We start from the raw sequence: 14,756 nt of genomic DNA on the forward strand, positions 1-14,756 counted from the left end.
GGCGCCGGGGCCGGGGCCGGTGCGACGGCAGCGGCCTGCTGGTCTTGAAGATTGTTCGGTGAGGGCTCGGGCGGATTGGGCAGGGCGGGGCGCGCCAGCTCTTGGGCCCACCCCGGCTTCTTCTTGGCGCTCTGTTGGGGCAGCACCTGCTTGAGGATGGCCAGGGGCAGCTTGCCCAGTTCTGGCAGGGGTGCCTTGTCATTGGCGCCAGCGGGTCGGCGTCCGATGGGGGGAGCCTGGCCGGGTATGCCGTCGTCGGGGACCGGGGTCGGCGGCTGGAGCCCCGCGGCGGGGCCGGTGCACGGGTCGGCGACGGCCAAGGGCGCGACATCGATCGCGACGCTTGATCCGATAACGGCCGAGGTCAACAAGACCACGGAGATTCGGCGACGCCTCGACATGTCAGACCTTCCGGGGCAGGACGCCGTTTCGACGTCAGTACTCGACTCTCGTGACGATAGTGGCAGGTGGGGCCAATGTTGCTATTGGTGCATCGATAGGTATGTTCCCGTGACCGGTCCGAAATCCATCGAGTCGACGCCCGCCGATTTCTGAAGACCGCGATCAGTTATCTGATGCCGGGGGTGCCGCTGCTCACGAATTACCTGGATTTCCCCCGCTGGCAGCGCGATTGAGGTCGCGGACAGCTATCTTGACTGCCATGGCTTCAGGGTCGAAGACGCCCACTGTCCGCGTGCGCACTCCCAACGGAGTCGTTGAAGGCCTCGTGCGGGGAGGTGTGCGGCGCTTCCGGTCCATTCCCTACGCCCGCCCCCCGATCGGATTGCTGCGCCTGCGCGCACCGCAACCGGCTCTGCCGTGGGATGGCGTGCGCGACTGCACGGAATTCGGCGCGGCGGCCCCGCAGCAGCGCCGCTACCGGGTGCTGGGACCCGGACGCGTCCAGCGGGCCAGCGAGGACTGCTTGACGGTCAACGTCGTCACCCCGGACCGTCCGTCCAATGAGCCGCTGCCGGTCATGTTCTTCATCTACGGCGGCGGCTATCTGCTGGGCAGCTCGGCGACCCCGCTGTACGACGGCGGCTCGCTGACCCGGCGCGGGTGTGTCTACGTGTCGGTGAACTATCGGGTGGGCGCGCTGGGTGCCCTCGACCTGTCCTCGTTGTCGAACACCGCCCACACCATCGATGGCAACTTGTTCCTGCGTGACGTCGTGCTGGCACTGCAGTGGGTGCGCGACAACATCACCGCATTCGGCGGCGATCCGGACAACGTGACGATCTTCGGGGAAAGCGCGGGCGCGCACTGCGTGGAGACCCTGATGGCGACCCCCGCCGCCGGGGGCCTGTTTCACCGTGCGATCTGCCAGAGCACCGCCAGCGGCATGGCAGTGCCCGCCGAGTCGGCCGCGCTGTATGCGCAGAAGTTCGCACACATCCTCGGTGCCACACCGGAAACGGCCGCGCAGACCGTGTTGCAGACAACGCCCGCCGAACTCGGGGCGGCGCTCAACACCCTCATCGCCGATATCGTGGCGAACATGCCCGGCGGATCGTTCGCAATCGGTCCGTGCATCGACGGCCATTACCTGCCCCGGCACCCCATCGAGGCAATGGAACACGGTGAGGCGCATCGTGTTCCGCTGATCGTTGGCCACAATGCCGATGAAGCGAAACTGTTCACCCGGGTCCTCAAGATGATGCCGCTGTCCGAGCCCGCACTGGAGGGAATGCTGATGCGCGGCGGGCCCGTCCATCGTGATCGCATCGTGGCGGCGTACCCGGGGTACCCGGCACGTTCCGCGCGCGTCAAGCTCGCCGGCGACATGAACTTCTCCACGGCGGCCTGGCAAATGGCCGAAGCCCACCATCGGTACGCGCCGGTGTACTTCTACCGGTACGACTACGCCCCCGGGGCGCTACGGATGGCCGGTATGGGCGCCACGCATGCCACAGAACTGCTCGCGGTGTTCGATAGTTACCGCGGGGCGATGGGCACTGTGATGGCCGGGGCCATCGGTCGCCGTGATGCCGTACGGGTTAGCAACGATGTGCAGCGACGCTGGCTTGCGTTCGCACGCAGTGGGATTCCCGGCGACGGCTGGCCCACCTACGAACCTCCGGATCGCGCGGTGATGGTGTTCGACCATGCCACCCGGGTGGAGCTGGACCCGGAGGTCACCAGGCGCGCGGCGTGGGAAGGCTTCAGTCTCACTCTCTGAACCAGGCATTGTGGGCCAACCGGTTGGTTACCTAGGATGTGCCGATGGCAAAGAAGCCCATCCGCATCAACACCGTCAACGGCACTGTCGAAGGATTCACCCGGGGCGGCGTGCACCGCTTCCGCGGGATTCCCTATGCGGAGCCGCCGGTGGGTCCGCTGCGCCTGCGTGCGCCGCGCCCGGCCGAGCCGTGGACCGGGGTGCGCAAGTGCCGCACGTGGGGTGCCGCCTCCATTCAGCAGCATCGCTACGCCATCATCCTGCCGGGCAAGCCCCAGAAGCTCAGCGAGGATTGCCTGACCCTCAACGTGGTAGCTCCGGAGGGGCCGATCAGCGGGCCGCTGCCCGTCATGTTCTTCATCCATGGCGGCGGGTACTTCCTGGGGAGCTCGGCCACCCCGCTCTACGACGGGGCGAGCCTGGCACGGCAGGGATGCGTGTACGTCTCGGTCAACTATCGGCTGGGCGCTCTAGGCGCGCTGGATCTTTCGTCGCTGTCCGATGAGAAGCACGCCATTGACAGCAATCTGTACCTGCGTGACTTAGTGCTGGCGCTGCGGTGGGTGCACGACAACATCGGGGCGTTCGGGGGAGACCCGAACAATGTGACGATCTTCGGGGAGAGCGCCGGGTCACACGCGGTGAACACCCTGCTTGCGGTGCCCTCGGCGGCGGGTCTTTTCCACCGTGCCATCTGTCAGAGCACTGCCACCGGTCTCGTGGTCCGTCCCGAGGACGCCGCCGTCAATGCGCGCCAGTTCGCGGCGTACCTGGGTGCGAGCGACTCCAATGCCGCCGAAACCGTGTTGAGCGCCAAGCCGCGTGAGCTGGTCAAGGCGCTGTTCAGGTTGATGGGAACGGCCAAGCATGTTCCCGGACTATCACTGCGGTTCGGGCCGAGCGTCGACGGCGATGTGCTGCCGTGGGACCCGAACGAGGCGATGGAACGCGGTGAGGCACATCGTGTTCCGCTCATCATCGGGTACAACGCCGAGGAGGCCACCCTCTTCACCAAGATGCTCAAGATTCTGCCGATCACCTCGAAGGCGCTCGAGCATTCCCTGTCCAAGGGCGGTCCCGAGTATGTGCAGCGGATCGTCAGCGGTTACGACGGCTACCCGTCGGAGAAGGCGCTCCTGCAGCTCGCCGGTGACCTGGCGTTCGGGTCGGCGGCCTGGCGCGTCGCCGAAGCGCACGGCAGCCATGCGCCGGTCTACTTCTATCGGTACGACTACGCCACGCGCGCGCTGCGTCGTTACGGGCTGGGACCCACCCACGCCATCGAGTTGCTCGCCGTCTTCGGTACCTATCGAACCGTGGCGGCGCCGTTTCTGGCGGGACGCGGTGATCGCGCCCAGGCACGCGCCGTCAGTGACGAGATGCAAAGGCATTGGCTCACCTTCGCGCGTACCGGGGCGCCCGGTGAGGGCTGGCCGACCTATACGGTGCCGGACCGCCAGGTGCTGATCATCGACAGCCCCTCACGGGTGGAGAGCGACCCCGATGGTGATCGGCGCCCGCTCTGGCAGGACGTCGCCTCCATCGCCTAGCGCGCGTACGGCGGTACGTTGAGCTCATGATCATCGTGACGAGCAATGACATCCCCGGATACAAGATCGCCGCGGTATTTGGCGAGGTCTTCGGCCTGACGGTGCGGTCGCGGCACATCGGTTCGAACCTTGCCGCCTCCTTCAAATCCATCGCCGGGGGGGAGCTCAAAGGCATCACTGCGCTGCTGCACGAGAGCCGTCGTGAGGCGCTGTCGCGGCTGGCCGCCGAGGCAGAGTCACGCGGCGCCAACGCCGTGGTCGCGTTCCGATTCGAGACCACCGAGTACGCCAACACGGGTGTCGAGGTGTGTGCGTACGGGACCGCCGTCGGCATTCAGCCCCTCCAATAGCGGCCGTTCGGTAAGACACGGTTCACCTGCTCCGGGCAGAATCGTGCGGGTGAGCAATGCGCGCGCCGGACAGCCGGCCCAGCCGGAAGACCTCATCGACATCGCCCATGTGGTGACCGCGTACTACGCGATAGAGCCCGACCCGGCGAACGTCGCACAGCAGGTCGCCTTCGGGACCTCGGGGCACCGCGGGTCCAGCCTTGACGGCGCCTTCAACGAGGCGCATATCGTCGCCACCACCGCGGCGATCGTCGAGTACCGGGCCTCGCAGGGCATCACCGGGCCGCTATTCATCGGCCGCGATACCCATGCGCTCTCCGAGCCTGCGTGGACGAGCGCGCTAGAGGTGCTGGACGCCAACGGTGTTGTGGTGGCTGTGGATTCGCGAGACCGATACACGCCGACCCCGGCGGTGAGTCATGCCATCCTGCGGCACAACCACGGTAAGACGACCGGGTTGGCCGACGGGATCGTCGTCACCCCATCGCATAACCCTCCCCGGGACGGCGGATTCAAGTACAACCCGCCGCATGGCGGGCCTGCCGACACCGATGCCACGGGCGCGATTGCTGCCCGCGCCAACGAGATTCTGCGCTCGGGATGGCGCTCGGTGAAGCGGGTTTCGTTAGCGCAGGCGCTGAAATCGGCGCAGCGGTACGACTTTCAGCAGACCTATGTGGACGATCTGATCAATGTCGTCGACCTCGACGTCATCAAGAACGCCGGAATCCGGATAGGTGCGGACCCACTGGGCGGGGCCAGCGTCGACTACTGGGCCGCGATCGCCGACCGCTGGTCGCTGGAGCTGACCGTGGTGAACCCGCTGGTGGACGCCACCTGGAGGTTCATGACCCTGGACCACGACGGCAAGATCCGGATGGACTGCTCTTCGCCGGACGCGATGGCCTCGCTGGTGGCCTCGCGGGACAAGTACCAGATCGCGACGGGGAACGACGCGGATTCGGATCGCCACGGCATCGTGACTCCCGATGCGGGCCTGATGAACCCCAACCACTACCTGGCGGTGGCCATCGACTACCTGTTCAGTCACCGTGATGGCTGGGCCGCCGAGACCGCGGTGGGCAAGACTCTGGTGAGCTCGTCGATCATCGATCGGGTGGTGGCGGGATTGGACCGTACGTTGCTCGAAGTGCCGGTCGGATTCAAGTGGTTTGTGGACGGGTTGATAGGCGGGACAATAGGTTTCGGCGGTGAGGAGAGTGCCGGGGCCTCCTTCTTGCGCCGCGACGGGTCGGTGTGGACCACCGACAAGGACGGCATCATCGCCGCACTGCTCGCCTCGGAGATCCTGGCGGTCACCGGAGCCACACCATCGCAGCGGTACGCCGTGCTGACCGAGAAGTACGGCGCCCCAACGTATGCCCGCGTGGATGCGCCCGCGAGTCGCGAACAGAAGTCGATACTGGGCAAGCTCTCGCCCGAGCAGGTGAGCGCCACCGAGCTGGCCGGTGAGCCCATCGTCGCCAAGCTGACCAACGCGCCCGGCAATGGGGCACCGATCGGCGGGCTCAAGGTTGTCACCGAAAACGCCTGGTTCGCGGCGCGGCCATCGGGCACCGAGGATGTATACAAGATCTATGCAGAATCATTCAAGGGTGCCGAGCACTTGAGCCAGGTACAAGATGCCGCACGGGAGGTTGTCTCGGCGGTCATCGGTTGAGTGGCTGTCCCGACTACAACGCAGATGTCGCAGCGGTAAAACCGCGCCTGCCGTGGGAGATATGGGTTCTGGTTGTCGCGAGCCTGGTGATCGCGCTCGGGTTCGGTGTGGTGGCGCCCGCGCTGCCGCAGTATGCCCGTAGCTTCGGAGTGAGCGTGACCGCGGCGACCGCGGTGGTGAGCTCGTTCGCCGCATTCCGGTTGGTGTTCGCACCCGCCGCCGGAGCACTGGTGCAGCGGCTGGGGGAGCGCTGGATCTACATGAGTGGACTGCTGATCGTCGCGGTATCGACCGGCATCTGCGCCTTCGTGCATAGCTATTGGCAGCTCTTGGTGTTCCGGTCGCTCGGTGGTGTGGGCTCCACGATGTTCACCGTGTCGGCAGCCGCGCTGCTGGTGCGCATCGCGCCCGAAGAGATTCGCGGACGTGCCCAGGGGTTGTATGGGTCGAGTTTTCTGCTCGGCATGGTGGCCGGGCCGGCCTTGGGCAGTGCCGTTGTGGGGCTGAGTCTTTCGGCGCCTTTCATCATCTATGCGGCGGCGCTGGTGGTTGTCGTCGTGCTGGTCTACTTTGGGCTGCGGCGTTCCACCCTTTTGGAGGTCGCCGACGAACATCACGGCACTCCGGTGACGTTGAAGTCCGCATTGCACCATCGGACGTTCTTGGCTGCCCTGATGTCGAATTTCAGTGCGGGCTGGGCGATCTTTGGGATCCGTGGTGCGCTGTTGCCACTGTTTGTGATCGAGGCGCTGCATCAGCGACCGGGCGCTGCCGGACTGGTGTTCGCGGCATTCGCGGCGGGGGACGTGTCCACGGCCTTCCTGGCAGGCTCGTGGTCCGATGACATCGGGCGTAAGCCGCTGGTGGTCGCGGGGCTCGTGGTGTGCGGGTCGACCGTGGTCGCGATGGGCTTTGTGTCGTCGCTGCCGCTGCTCATCGTGCTCTCGCTCATCGGGGGGATTGGTGCGGGGCTGTATGCCTCCCCGCAGCAGGCCGCCGTGGCCGATGTGGTGGGCAGCAGGGGCAGGGCAGGGACAGCGCTGGCCACCTTCCAGATGACCTCCGATATCGGGCTGGTGATCGGGCCCGTGGTCGCTGGGGTGATCGTCGAGCACGCGTCCTATGGGTGGGCGTTCGTGGTGGGTGGCGCGATGCCGCTGATCGCGGCGGTGGCGTGGATCTTTGCACCCGAGACGCTGGGGAGACTTGCGTCACCGCAGGTTAGGAGTATGCAGGAAGTAGCAGAGGATGTTGGTGGGCCGGAGCGCTGAGATTTTGAGAGCCCGTCGCCGTGGTGTAACTTCGTCCGAGCACACAACTAAACATGGGGCTATGGCGCAGCTGGTAGCGCACCACACTGGCAGTGTGGGGGTCAGGGGTTCGAGTCCCCTTAGCTCCACAATAATCCCAGGTCAATGACCTGGGATTTTTTGTATCCGGGGTCAGGAACACCCGAAGTGGACATTAAATGGACACTAATTCGCTTGACGTGGTGGATACATGGCCTGGCGCCAAGCACGGCCAGCCGGATTGCGTCGCGAAGCAGCAGCTACCTTGGTTCACGGCCATGTCGATGCGGTAGCACTACAGCTGTTGTAGTGTGCTGTGAATCACGGGGGTGTTTGCCGAACGGGGGTGCGGATGGCGGGCGATGAGAACGTGCTCAAGGTTGATCTTGCGGCGTTGGGCAAGCTCGGTCCGCATCTGCGGACCCTTGCCGGTCAGCTCAGGGACAGCATTGCGGCCGGTGGTTCGGCGCCTTCTGGTGCTGATCCGGGGTTGGCGGCGCTGCATGGGGTGTCGAAGGCTATTGCGGATGTGAAGCGGGTCGGGGCTGCCCGGTTGGACACGGTCGCTGACTTCAGTGACGAGGCCCGGCACGTCATCGCGGTCACTGCTGGTGGGCTGGAGACAGGTTTGCGTAGCCTGCCGAGCATCTATCAGCCGCCTATCCAGACCTAGAAGCTCATCGTGACGACGCTCGATGAGTTCATGGCGGTCAACCCCAATGCCTATATGGCTGTGGTGGATACCTGGCGTCCGCAGACCACGCAGTTCAAGGAAGCGTTCGACGACTACAAGCGTTGGGCTGGCAGCCCTGCTGGCACGGAGTGGACGGGGCGCACCGCGAACGCGGCCTATGAGCGGGCGGCTATTGATTGTCACGGCTCCGATAACGCCGATGACGCCGCTGAGGACATCGTGACGTTGGCCTCGGCCACCATCACCCATGAGGTACTACCGCCGCTGAACAACGGTAAGACGATGATCGAAAACGCTTTGCGTGCCAAGGATCAGGGCGTCTCGATCGATCAGAGCTTCACCATGAGTTACACCCCACCGGAGGGCATGAGCGAAGAGACGGCGCAGAGGAACCGCGATCACGTCGCCGATGCTGAGCGACAGATCAAGGAGTACGTCGCCAAGTGGGAGAAGGGATGTCAAACCCTCAAGGGTCAGGCCGATACTGCGGCCCAGAAGATCACCGGTTGCATCAACCCCAAGACAGCTTTCGCCGACGGGCGCAAGATCCTGCGCGACACCGCCGCACCCGGCCAGGGCCCAACCACGGTCACCGCCACCGCGATCAACTACAAGGAGCTCTACCCCAAGAAGACCACCCCGGCCGGTACTGATCCGGCCGGTGCTGGCGGGACTGAGTCGGTCGACTACAAGAAGCTGTACCCGAAAACGCCTGCGGCTGCGACTGATCCGGCGGCCAGCGCTCCGAGGGTGGGGTCGTTGACCGACAATCTGCTCAGGATCGACCCCACGATGGCGGCACGGCAATCACATGTGGAGAAGACTCCGGGCCAGGCCGTTGACCCCAATAGCCCTGCCGGGAAAGCCGCTATCGACGGTTTGCGTGGCATGTACCAGTCCAAGGGCTTGCCGCCTGCGCAGGTCGAAGCCAAGGTCCAAGAGGCCCTCAAGGCCGGTGGACAGGATCGGTATGCGGTCAAGTTCGCCGACCCCAACGCACCCTCGGCCACGCCCTCGGAACATGTCAGTAGGGATTTCGGGGAACAGTTCAACAAATTCACCAACGGAATCAGCGACGCGGCCACCAGAACCGTCGATGGCCAGATAGAGCAGGGCAAAATCCTTACCGGGCAAGCCGGTCCAGGCGCACCTGGTGTCGCCGAAGCCTGGAAAGAACTCGGCATGGGCGCCGCCAGACAGGCCCACGAACTCACGACCGACCCCCTGGCCGCACCCAAAATGGGTATTGAACAAGCCAAGGACTTCATCAACAGCCCCTCGGAGTTCATCGGCAAGAACATCATCCACGGCACCGAAGCCCTCGCCGGCGGCGTAGTTGGCGGCGAAGTGGCAGCCGGAACTCGCGGACTACTCGGCGACCTCGGCGCCGCCGCAGGACCGGAAGCGCGCGCACTCACACACGGGCTCGAAGATGCTGCGCCAGGCCACCACTCGACTCCACAGGTCGAGCACCCCGCCATCAGCGACCAAGGGGCCTCAACGGGTCACGGCTCATCAAGCGGCCCGGCACCTAGCGCGGGGCACCTTGGCCCGAGCGATGCCCCGGTGGCGGGCCACGACTTCGGATTAACGCCGTCGAGCGCTTTTGAGCACGTCCAGAATCCTGCTGACGACTTAGCGCGTCTCCATCAAGGCGGTGTCCCCTCGCATATCACGGATGGTTACGAGCAGCTAGCCGGACGTACTGTCGACCAGTTTCAACAGGAGTTCACTGTGCCCAGATCTGACGGCGGCCTGAGATGGGATTGGGATAACCAGGCGCCTAATAGTGGATTCGCCGGGAGCCCAACCGTCACCGACCACATTCCGAAGGACTACGCGCTTGACCGTCTGGGGTGGGAGAAGGGCGCATTCTTGGCTGATGATGGTGCACCGCTCTCTACGCGCAGCATGCCCCCAGGCGTGGCCAGCCAATACAATCAGTATGTAGGTACTGGGCAACGTATTCCAGAAGACCTAAACTGGGAGGTACGTCATGGACCGGCGGCTCCAGCATTCGGGCAGCCAGGGGGCGCGAATCAATGGGTTGTCATCGACAAAACGACCGGCAACGAAGTGCCCGTTAAAGATCTTCTGGACGAGGGATTGTTGGGACCAGCTAAGGGGAACCGATGACGTTTCCGCATGACCCCGGAGCCGCGGAACTAATCCGTCATCACGAGAAATGGCGGCACATCTACTCGGCCGCCGATCAACCTGCCCCGAACGAGCCCGTGCGGGAAGAGAATCGACTGATCTTCCGTGACGGATACCCGTACGACGGCTGGACTGCCTACATTCTCGAACCCAAGGGAGCGGGTTACAACGTCCTGAGCGCGAGCACCGAACGTCGAAACGAACCGCATGAGGGTGTGGCGGGATACTTCTCAACAATTGAAGAAGCCGGGAAGTTCATCATCTGGAAATCAGCGGTCGGCGTGCGGGTGGCGCTCAACCTGCCTTCTATCAGCCAAGTATGGCGAGCTGCGGGGCTTGATTCTCGCGTAGAGAAGATCGAAGTATCCGAAGGAATTGCACGGTACAGACTGAAGGCTCGTCCCGAAATCTATTTTGAGATGTACTCCGGCGGGATCAAACCGGAGAATCGACTGTTGCCCCTAACCTACGACGAGTTGGATGCGGTACTCCTGGAGGGCATCCCCGAGTCGGTCGACAAATGAGTCGGACGATACGCGTAACAACCAAGGGCCGGTAGATATCACGCGGTTCTCCACGGAGCAGATGGCCGACCTCAACGGTGCCATCAAGCCGCGTCTGTCTGCCCTGTATGACCAGTCCTCACCGCTTCTGAGTAAGCGGGGGCGCCAGATCGCGGAGCGCGCAATCAGGAAGGGCACTGTCGGCGGGGATGTCGGCATGCAACTGCTCTTCGAGCCAGCGATGGTACTCAGTCTTGTTGCAGCAGAAGATGTCCTGCATGAGGTGGCGGACGTAGCGAAGGATATCCCGTTCATCGGCAACTACAACCAGTGGCTCCCAGCGGGTGCTGCCATCGCGGCGGCATACCGCGCCCTTGTCACCGGAAACGACTACGGACCTCCGACCTACCGTGCCCGCGCATTCTGGCCAAGGCAGAGCGTGAGAACGGTATCGAAAGTTAAACGTCGCCAACGGTTTACGAGCTCTGCGCGGATGCCGATATAGTTGACTGGATTGTGATGCTGATCGCCACCAGCCATCGTCGCGGTCAGTCGCTCGCGACGGTTTGGCCGGAGCTGGACCTCAAGGCAGGCGTGTTGCGCCCATCGCGGAAGCTGATCCGCGTGAAGGGGGAGGGGCTAGTGCTCGCCTCCATCGAGGATGACGCCAAGGGCTCGGATAATAATATTACGTTGCCGCAGTTCGCCATTGACGCGTTCAAGATTCGGAAGCGTCGCCTAGCCGAACGCCGGCTACTCGATCCACGCCCGGCCCCGGACAACTGCGAAGATCTGGTGTTCCCCTCAGAGAACTGGACGCCTCGCGACCCGAACAACATCGCGGCACAGTGGCGCCGCGTGCGGTCGGCGCTCGGACTGCCAGACAACATCACGGCACACAGCTTCCGAAAGGCCGTGGCCACCATTCTCGATGGCGCCGGATCCGTCCGCACGCATTGCTGCAGATGTCCTAGGGCGCGCCGATCCGTCCATGACTCAGCGCTTCTACATGGCCCGTGGGCGAGCACACAGCGAAGCCGCGACAGCCGTTCAGCAAGCCATCGCAGGTGAGCTGTAGCGCCCCCGGCATCCGCCAGGATGGTCATCACTAAGTCATCACTAATTCGCACGACGTGGCAGCTGTTCGCAACTGCGTTCGACTGTCATTGACTGTCTAAAATCGAGAGTATCCGCAGGTAAATGGCCATTTTTCGATTGCCCTTGATTGCCTGCGACTGTCTCTGCTAGTCCACATTTTTGCGATTGTGGGGTCAGGGGTTCGAGTCCCCTTAGCTCCACAATAATCCCAGGTCAATGACCTGGGATTTTTTGTACTCAGAGCCCAAATGGCAACCCGGGTCTCGGTCTCTCCGTCGGTACTGATGATGACGTTGTGGGTCAGGTGGCAGTTGAACACCATTATCGAAACGCCACAGGCACTGGCCATCGACGCGCAGACTGTCAACCGACTGGACGGGTAAGGGGACGTTCATGGAGCTAGCAGGTTTCCTGATACAGGTGTTTGGCGCCCTGTTTGCAGCGGTGGGGCTCATGGTGGCTTGGAATCGGATATCGGATCGGTCGATTCAGTGGCGCAAGGGTATTGGTGAATTTCTCGGCGGCCTGCTTAGGCGCTCCAAGAAGGGCGATGGCGACAACGTGATCACCCCGAAGGGGGCGGTCATAACTGTTGTGGGGCACTCGCCGGAGATAACGGTTGAGCCAGACAGTCTGGAAAGGCGACTCAAACGGCTCGAGGAAGAGTCGGAACGCTTGCGTAGCCGGGTTAAGAAAGCCGAGAAAACTGTAAAGCGAATCGATGACGCGGTCAGTCAGGTAGACAGTGCGATCGACGCTGCGCTGGCCAAACTGGTCAACGACGATAACTTGATCAAGTTGAGTGATATCCGTTTGGCGTTGGTCGGTCTCGGAATCTCTTTTGTCGGGTTTGTCATTGAACATGGTCCATTGCTGCAGCGACTCTTTTGCGCCACTCAACAGGGAAGGTGACTATGCGAGGTGGACCACTGCGACCTATTGGGGTGCCTCAGTTTCGAGGAACAGACCTCGATTATCGACTATCCGACTTTCTGCCAGGATTGGCAGCCGTAGGTTGCGAAGGCGTAGTCGCTCGGCTTGATCTGCACCGTGGCGGGGCCTTCTGTCACCTTGCCGGTGGCGAGGGTGTTTTCCATCGTCATTTCCTGACCGGACAGTCGTATCCATAAGCAGTGCTGGTGACTCCCGGGGTGTGGACCTTCGGTGTGGATCCAGCCAGGGGGGATGCCGGTGGGGGAATTGTCACCGGCTACACGGAAGGTGCCGTCGCACTGGGGCTCCAGCTGTTGCTGCTGGCAGTGCAGTGAGCTTGCTTCTGCCCCTGCAGGGTTCGCTGATTCGGTTACCGCATCTGTAGGCCGGGGGCGTTCTTCCTCTGCGCCCCAGCTTGTGGAGTTGGCGACCGCGAGTATTAGGAAGATGCCGCCGGCAACGATGATCCAGCCGGTAAACGGCGATTTGGCGGCACGGTTGTCGCTCATGTTTCCCTTACATGGTGGTTGCCCCCAACCGTGACGGCAGCGTACAACTCCTACAGCTAACGGGACAAGCGTTGTTGTCGACTGTGTCGCAGGTCTGCGGCTGGGCCACGACAGGTGTAGTGGCATATTTTGGTTATGCATGTGTCCGCACTTGCTGAGTCTAGGTGAGTGCGTTCATCATGGCTGCGTGAATGGGTTTGCTGCTGGGCATCCGCCCGATGATTGCGTCGGCATGGTTTGCGTTATCCATAACCCCAGCGGCCATCACATGCTCGACTGGCCGCAACGGTGGCGGTCAAACGGTGTTCTGGACCGTATTTGTGTGCACGGACAGTCCCATCCTGACCGAGATCAATTCGCGTTGTGGGTTGCCCGGGGTTGGGAGAGGTTCGCGGCGCACGAGTGCGACGGCTGCTGCGCGTACGAGGGGTGCGTGCAGACGGTCCACCGCGGCGCTGATGACATCGAGTCCGAGCTATCTCTGTTGAGAACGGTGCGGGAGGTGCTCGCCAGCCGCGGCGCACCTGATCCTGGGCCCACCGCGCTGGAAGCGACACTGCAGCATGAACTCAAACGCCTGCAAGGCCCCGTCGAAGACCGCTAGCGGCTCTGCAGCATTCAGCTACACGTGATCGAGCGCGCACCCCGATATGCCACCGGACTGGAGAATGTCTCGATGCATGATGAGCCTGTGATTCCCGCGACGATTGGTCGAGGCAAGTTCGAGGCGGCTGTGGTGGCTGCGAGGATCATTCCGTTGGCTGAGATTGTGATGATGCCCGGGTTCGCCGATCTCACGATGGAGCAGACCCCGCAGGTGGCGTTCACACCGATGAATCTTCAGTGGGTCTCTCGGCCTGTGTATTGGATGCAGCGGGGCCGCAGCGCCGCAACGCTGCGGGGGGTCAGTGGCGAGTACCAGACCGAGCAGGTGCAGTTAGAGGACAGGGTGCGCGTCAAGTTGCGTCATGTCATCGCGGCAGCTGCCGCTGGCGACGATCGGTTGCTTGACGAACTGAAGTTTGGGGCGCCGCCACCGGCTTCGGGCTTAGCCAAACTCGAAGAACTGTGTGGCGGCGGGCGAGGTCCTGTCGCGGTCGTGGATTCACCGGTTGCCGATATGGCTGGACCGTTCGCTGAGGTGGCGGCATCGGCTGATCCGGAGCAGCGTGTACAGCTGGCGTTGGCACGGTGGAATCCGGGCTTTCTGGAGATGCTCCCGCAGTTTGCCGACGCACTCCAGAGCCGCCTCCGCGATGTGCAAGTGTGCTATTGGCGCGAGGAAGGCCCGGCGCTGCTCTACTTCGTTGAGGCCGCCGACGGTGACGTAGTGATTTGGGTTGGCTGGGATCCACGAACCTTCATCGGGTCGCCGCCGCCGTTGTGGCAGACCTTGCCGATGCCAGCGCGTGAGTTTCTCCGTGATGTGCATCCCGGGTTTACCGTCCTCGATGGGGAATCGTTTGGCTTGGCCCAACCCTCGTACATGTCCACTTTCGCGGCCTGGGCGGGCTGGCCCACCGGCATCCCTGACTGGGACCGTCCCGATGTCATCGCCTCCACCGACATGCTGTGGCTGACCACCAACGGGGGCGACACCGCCCTCTGTACCTCACCGGATCTAGAAATCGGTCAGGTGGCGGTGCTCTTCGAAAACGATATCGACATCGCAGACCTCGGCACCGAACTCGACCAACTGATGCTCCGGCCCCTGCGCTGCTAGGCGCGCAGCAGCAGCGGACACTCAGTGTCCATTCGCCTCGTAGGAGCCCAAAAGTGCGCGCGCATTGCGTAAAGTGCGCCAGGTGAG

General features: G+C 63.3%; 15 protein-coding genes, 1 tRNA gene and 1 pseudogene. 15 read left to right on the forward strand and 2 right to left on the reverse strand.

Annotated features, from left to right (window positions below; genetic code table 11):
* Positions 1-401 (reverse strand): annotated as a pseudogene (locus B4394_RS10375) (DUF4185 domain-containing protein); the annotation flags it as partial.
* A 260-nt stretch (positions 402-661) separates the two neighbouring features.
* Between B4394_RS10375 and B4394_RS10380 the strand changes: the two are divergent.
* The 13 genes from B4394_RS10380 (at position 662) to B4394_RS25725 (ending at position 12,416) form a co-directional block, all read left to right on the forward strand.
* Positions 662-2,182 (forward strand): carboxylesterase/lipase family protein, encoded by a 1,521-nt coding sequence (locus B4394_RS10380; RefSeq protein WP_078314967.1) that lies wholly within the window; start codon positions 662-664, stop codon positions 2,180-2,182.
* A 44-nt stretch (positions 2,183-2,226) separates the two neighbouring features.
* Positions 2,227-3,732 (forward strand): carboxylesterase/lipase family protein, encoded by a 1,506-nt coding sequence (locus B4394_RS10385; protein ID WP_078314968.1) that lies wholly within the window; start codon positions 2,227-2,229, stop codon positions 3,730-3,732.
* 26 nt (positions 3,733-3,758) lie between these two features.
* Complete coding sequence (locus B4394_RS10390) at positions 3,759-4,082, forward strand: YbjQ family protein (protein ID WP_078296386.1); 324 nt, start codon at positions 3,759-3,761, stop codon at positions 4,080-4,082.
* 49 nt (positions 4,083-4,131) lie between these two features.
* On the forward strand, positions 4,132-5,763 hold the full coding sequence (pgm, locus tag B4394_RS10395) for a phosphoglucomutase (alpha-D-glucose-1,6-bisphosphate-dependent) (protein ID WP_078315037.1): 1,632 nt from the start codon (positions 4,132-4,134) through the stop codon (positions 5,761-5,763).
* On the forward strand, positions 5,760-7,034 hold the full coding sequence (locus B4394_RS10400; RefSeq protein WP_078308802.1) for an MFS transporter: 1,275 nt from the start codon (positions 5,760-5,762) through the stop codon (positions 7,032-7,034). The genes pgm and B4394_RS10400 overlap by 4 nt, the downstream gene beginning before the upstream one ends.
* 55 nt (positions 7,035-7,089) lie before the next feature.
* A tRNA-Ala gene (locus B4394_RS10405) sits at positions 7,090-7,162 on the forward strand.
* 242 nt (positions 7,163-7,404) lie between these two features.
* A complete protein-coding gene (locus tag B4394_RS10410; protein WP_078314969.1) occupies positions 7,405-7,725 on the forward strand; it encodes a hypothetical protein in 321 nt (106 codons plus the stop codon).
* A 9-nt stretch (positions 7,726-7,734) separates the two neighbouring features.
* Entirely contained in the window at positions 7,735-9,882 is a 2,148-nt protein-coding gene (locus B4394_RS10415) for a TNT domain-containing protein (RefSeq protein WP_078314970.1), read from the forward strand.
* Entirely contained in the window at positions 9,879-10,427 is a 549-nt protein-coding gene (locus tag B4394_RS10420) for a hypothetical protein (protein WP_078314971.1), read from the forward strand. The genes B4394_RS10415 and B4394_RS10420 overlap by 4 nt, the downstream gene beginning before the upstream one ends.
* Before the next feature lie 61 nt (positions 10,428-10,488).
* Positions 10,489-10,911, forward strand: coding sequence for a hypothetical protein (locus tag B4394_RS10425; protein ID WP_286142023.1), 423 nt, complete (start codon positions 10,489-10,491; stop codon positions 10,909-10,911).
* Between the two features lie 11 nt (positions 10,912-10,922).
* Positions 10,923-11,477, forward strand: a complete 555-nt coding sequence (locus tag B4394_RS25715; RefSeq protein ID WP_286142024.1) for a hypothetical protein — start codon at positions 10,923-10,925, stop codon at positions 11,475-11,477.
* Positions 11,478-11,752: 275 nt separating this feature from the next.
* Complete coding sequence (locus B4394_RS25720) at positions 11,753-11,887, forward strand: hypothetical protein (RefSeq protein ID WP_286142025.1); 135 nt, start codon at positions 11,753-11,755, stop codon at positions 11,885-11,887.
* A gap of 10 nt (positions 11,888-11,897) precedes the next feature.
* The gene (locus tag B4394_RS25725) at positions 11,898-12,416 is read left to right on the forward strand and encodes a hypothetical protein (RefSeq protein WP_286142026.1); all 519 of its coding nucleotides are present in this window, start codon (positions 11,898-11,900) and stop codon (positions 12,414-12,416) included.
* 68 nt (positions 12,417-12,484) lie between these two features.
* Here B4394_RS25725 and B4394_RS25150 read toward each other — a convergent pair whose 3' ends face one another.
* Positions 12,485-12,946 carry an Rv1352/Rv1906c domain-containing protein gene (locus tag B4394_RS25150; protein ID WP_139360102.1) on the reverse strand — a complete coding sequence of 154 codons (462 nt, stop codon included), beginning with the start codon at positions 12,944-12,946 and terminating at the stop codon, positions 12,485-12,487.
* Positions 12,947-13,379: 433 nt separating this feature from the next.
* Here B4394_RS25150 and B4394_RS25365 point away from each other — a divergent pair, with 433 nt between their 5' ends.
* Together B4394_RS25365 and B4394_RS10440 are read left to right on the forward strand one after the other, a co-directional pair.
* Positions 13,380-13,550, forward strand: a complete 171-nt coding sequence (locus tag B4394_RS25365; protein ID WP_176138297.1) for a hypothetical protein — start codon at positions 13,380-13,382, stop codon at positions 13,548-13,550.
* A 72-nt stretch (positions 13,551-13,622) separates the two neighbouring features.
* Positions 13,623-14,669 carry a hypothetical protein gene (locus B4394_RS10440; protein ID WP_139360103.1) on the forward strand — a complete coding sequence of 349 codons (1,047 nt, stop codon included), beginning with the start codon at positions 13,623-13,625 and terminating at the stop codon, positions 14,667-14,669.
* The last annotated feature ends 87 nt before the right edge of the window (positions 14,670-14,756 follow it).

This window comes from Mycobacterium sp. D16Q16 (genome assembly GCF_002013745.1).
Classification (GTDB): domain Bacteria; phylum Actinomycetota; class Actinomycetes; order Mycobacteriales; family Mycobacteriaceae; genus Mycobacterium.

Excerpts from the sequence above, each read along its gene's own strand:
- B4394_RS10380 (WP_078314967.1), top strand. The coding sequence starts at position 662 with ATGGCTTCAGGGTCGAAGACGCCCACTGTCCGCGTGCGCACTCCCAAC.
- B4394_RS10385 (WP_078314968.1), top strand. The coding sequence starts at position 2,227 with ATGGCAAAGAAGCCCATCCGCATCAACACCGTCAACGGCACTGTCGAA.
- B4394_RS10390 (WP_078296386.1), top strand. The coding sequence starts at position 3,759 with ATGATCATCGTGACGAGCAATGACATCCCCGGATACAAGATCGCCGCG.
- B4394_RS10410 (WP_078314969.1), top strand. The coding sequence starts at position 7,405 with ATGGCGGGCGATGAGAACGTGCTCAAGGTTGATCTTGCGGCGTTGGGC.
- B4394_RS10420 (WP_078314971.1), top strand. The coding sequence starts at position 9,879 with ATGACGTTTCCGCATGACCCCGGAGCCGCGGAACTAATCCGTCATCAC.
- B4394_RS10425 (WP_286142023.1), top strand. The coding sequence starts at position 10,489 with ATGGCCGACCTCAACGGTGCCATCAAGCCGCGTCTGTCTGCCCTGTAT.
- B4394_RS25720 (WP_286142025.1), top strand. The coding sequence starts at position 11,753 with ATGGCAACCCGGGTCTCGGTCTCTCCGTCGGTACTGATGATGACGTTG.
- B4394_RS25725 (WP_286142026.1), top strand. The coding sequence starts at position 11,898 with ATGGAGCTAGCAGGTTTCCTGATACAGGTGTTTGGCGCCCTGTTTGCA.
- B4394_RS25150 (WP_139360102.1), bottom strand. The coding sequence starts at position 12,946 with ATGAGCGACAACCGTGCCGCCAAATCGCCGTTTACCGGCTGGATCATC.
- B4394_RS10440 (WP_139360103.1), top strand. The coding sequence starts at position 13,623 with ATGCATGATGAGCCTGTGATTCCCGCGACGATTGGTCGAGGCAAGTTC.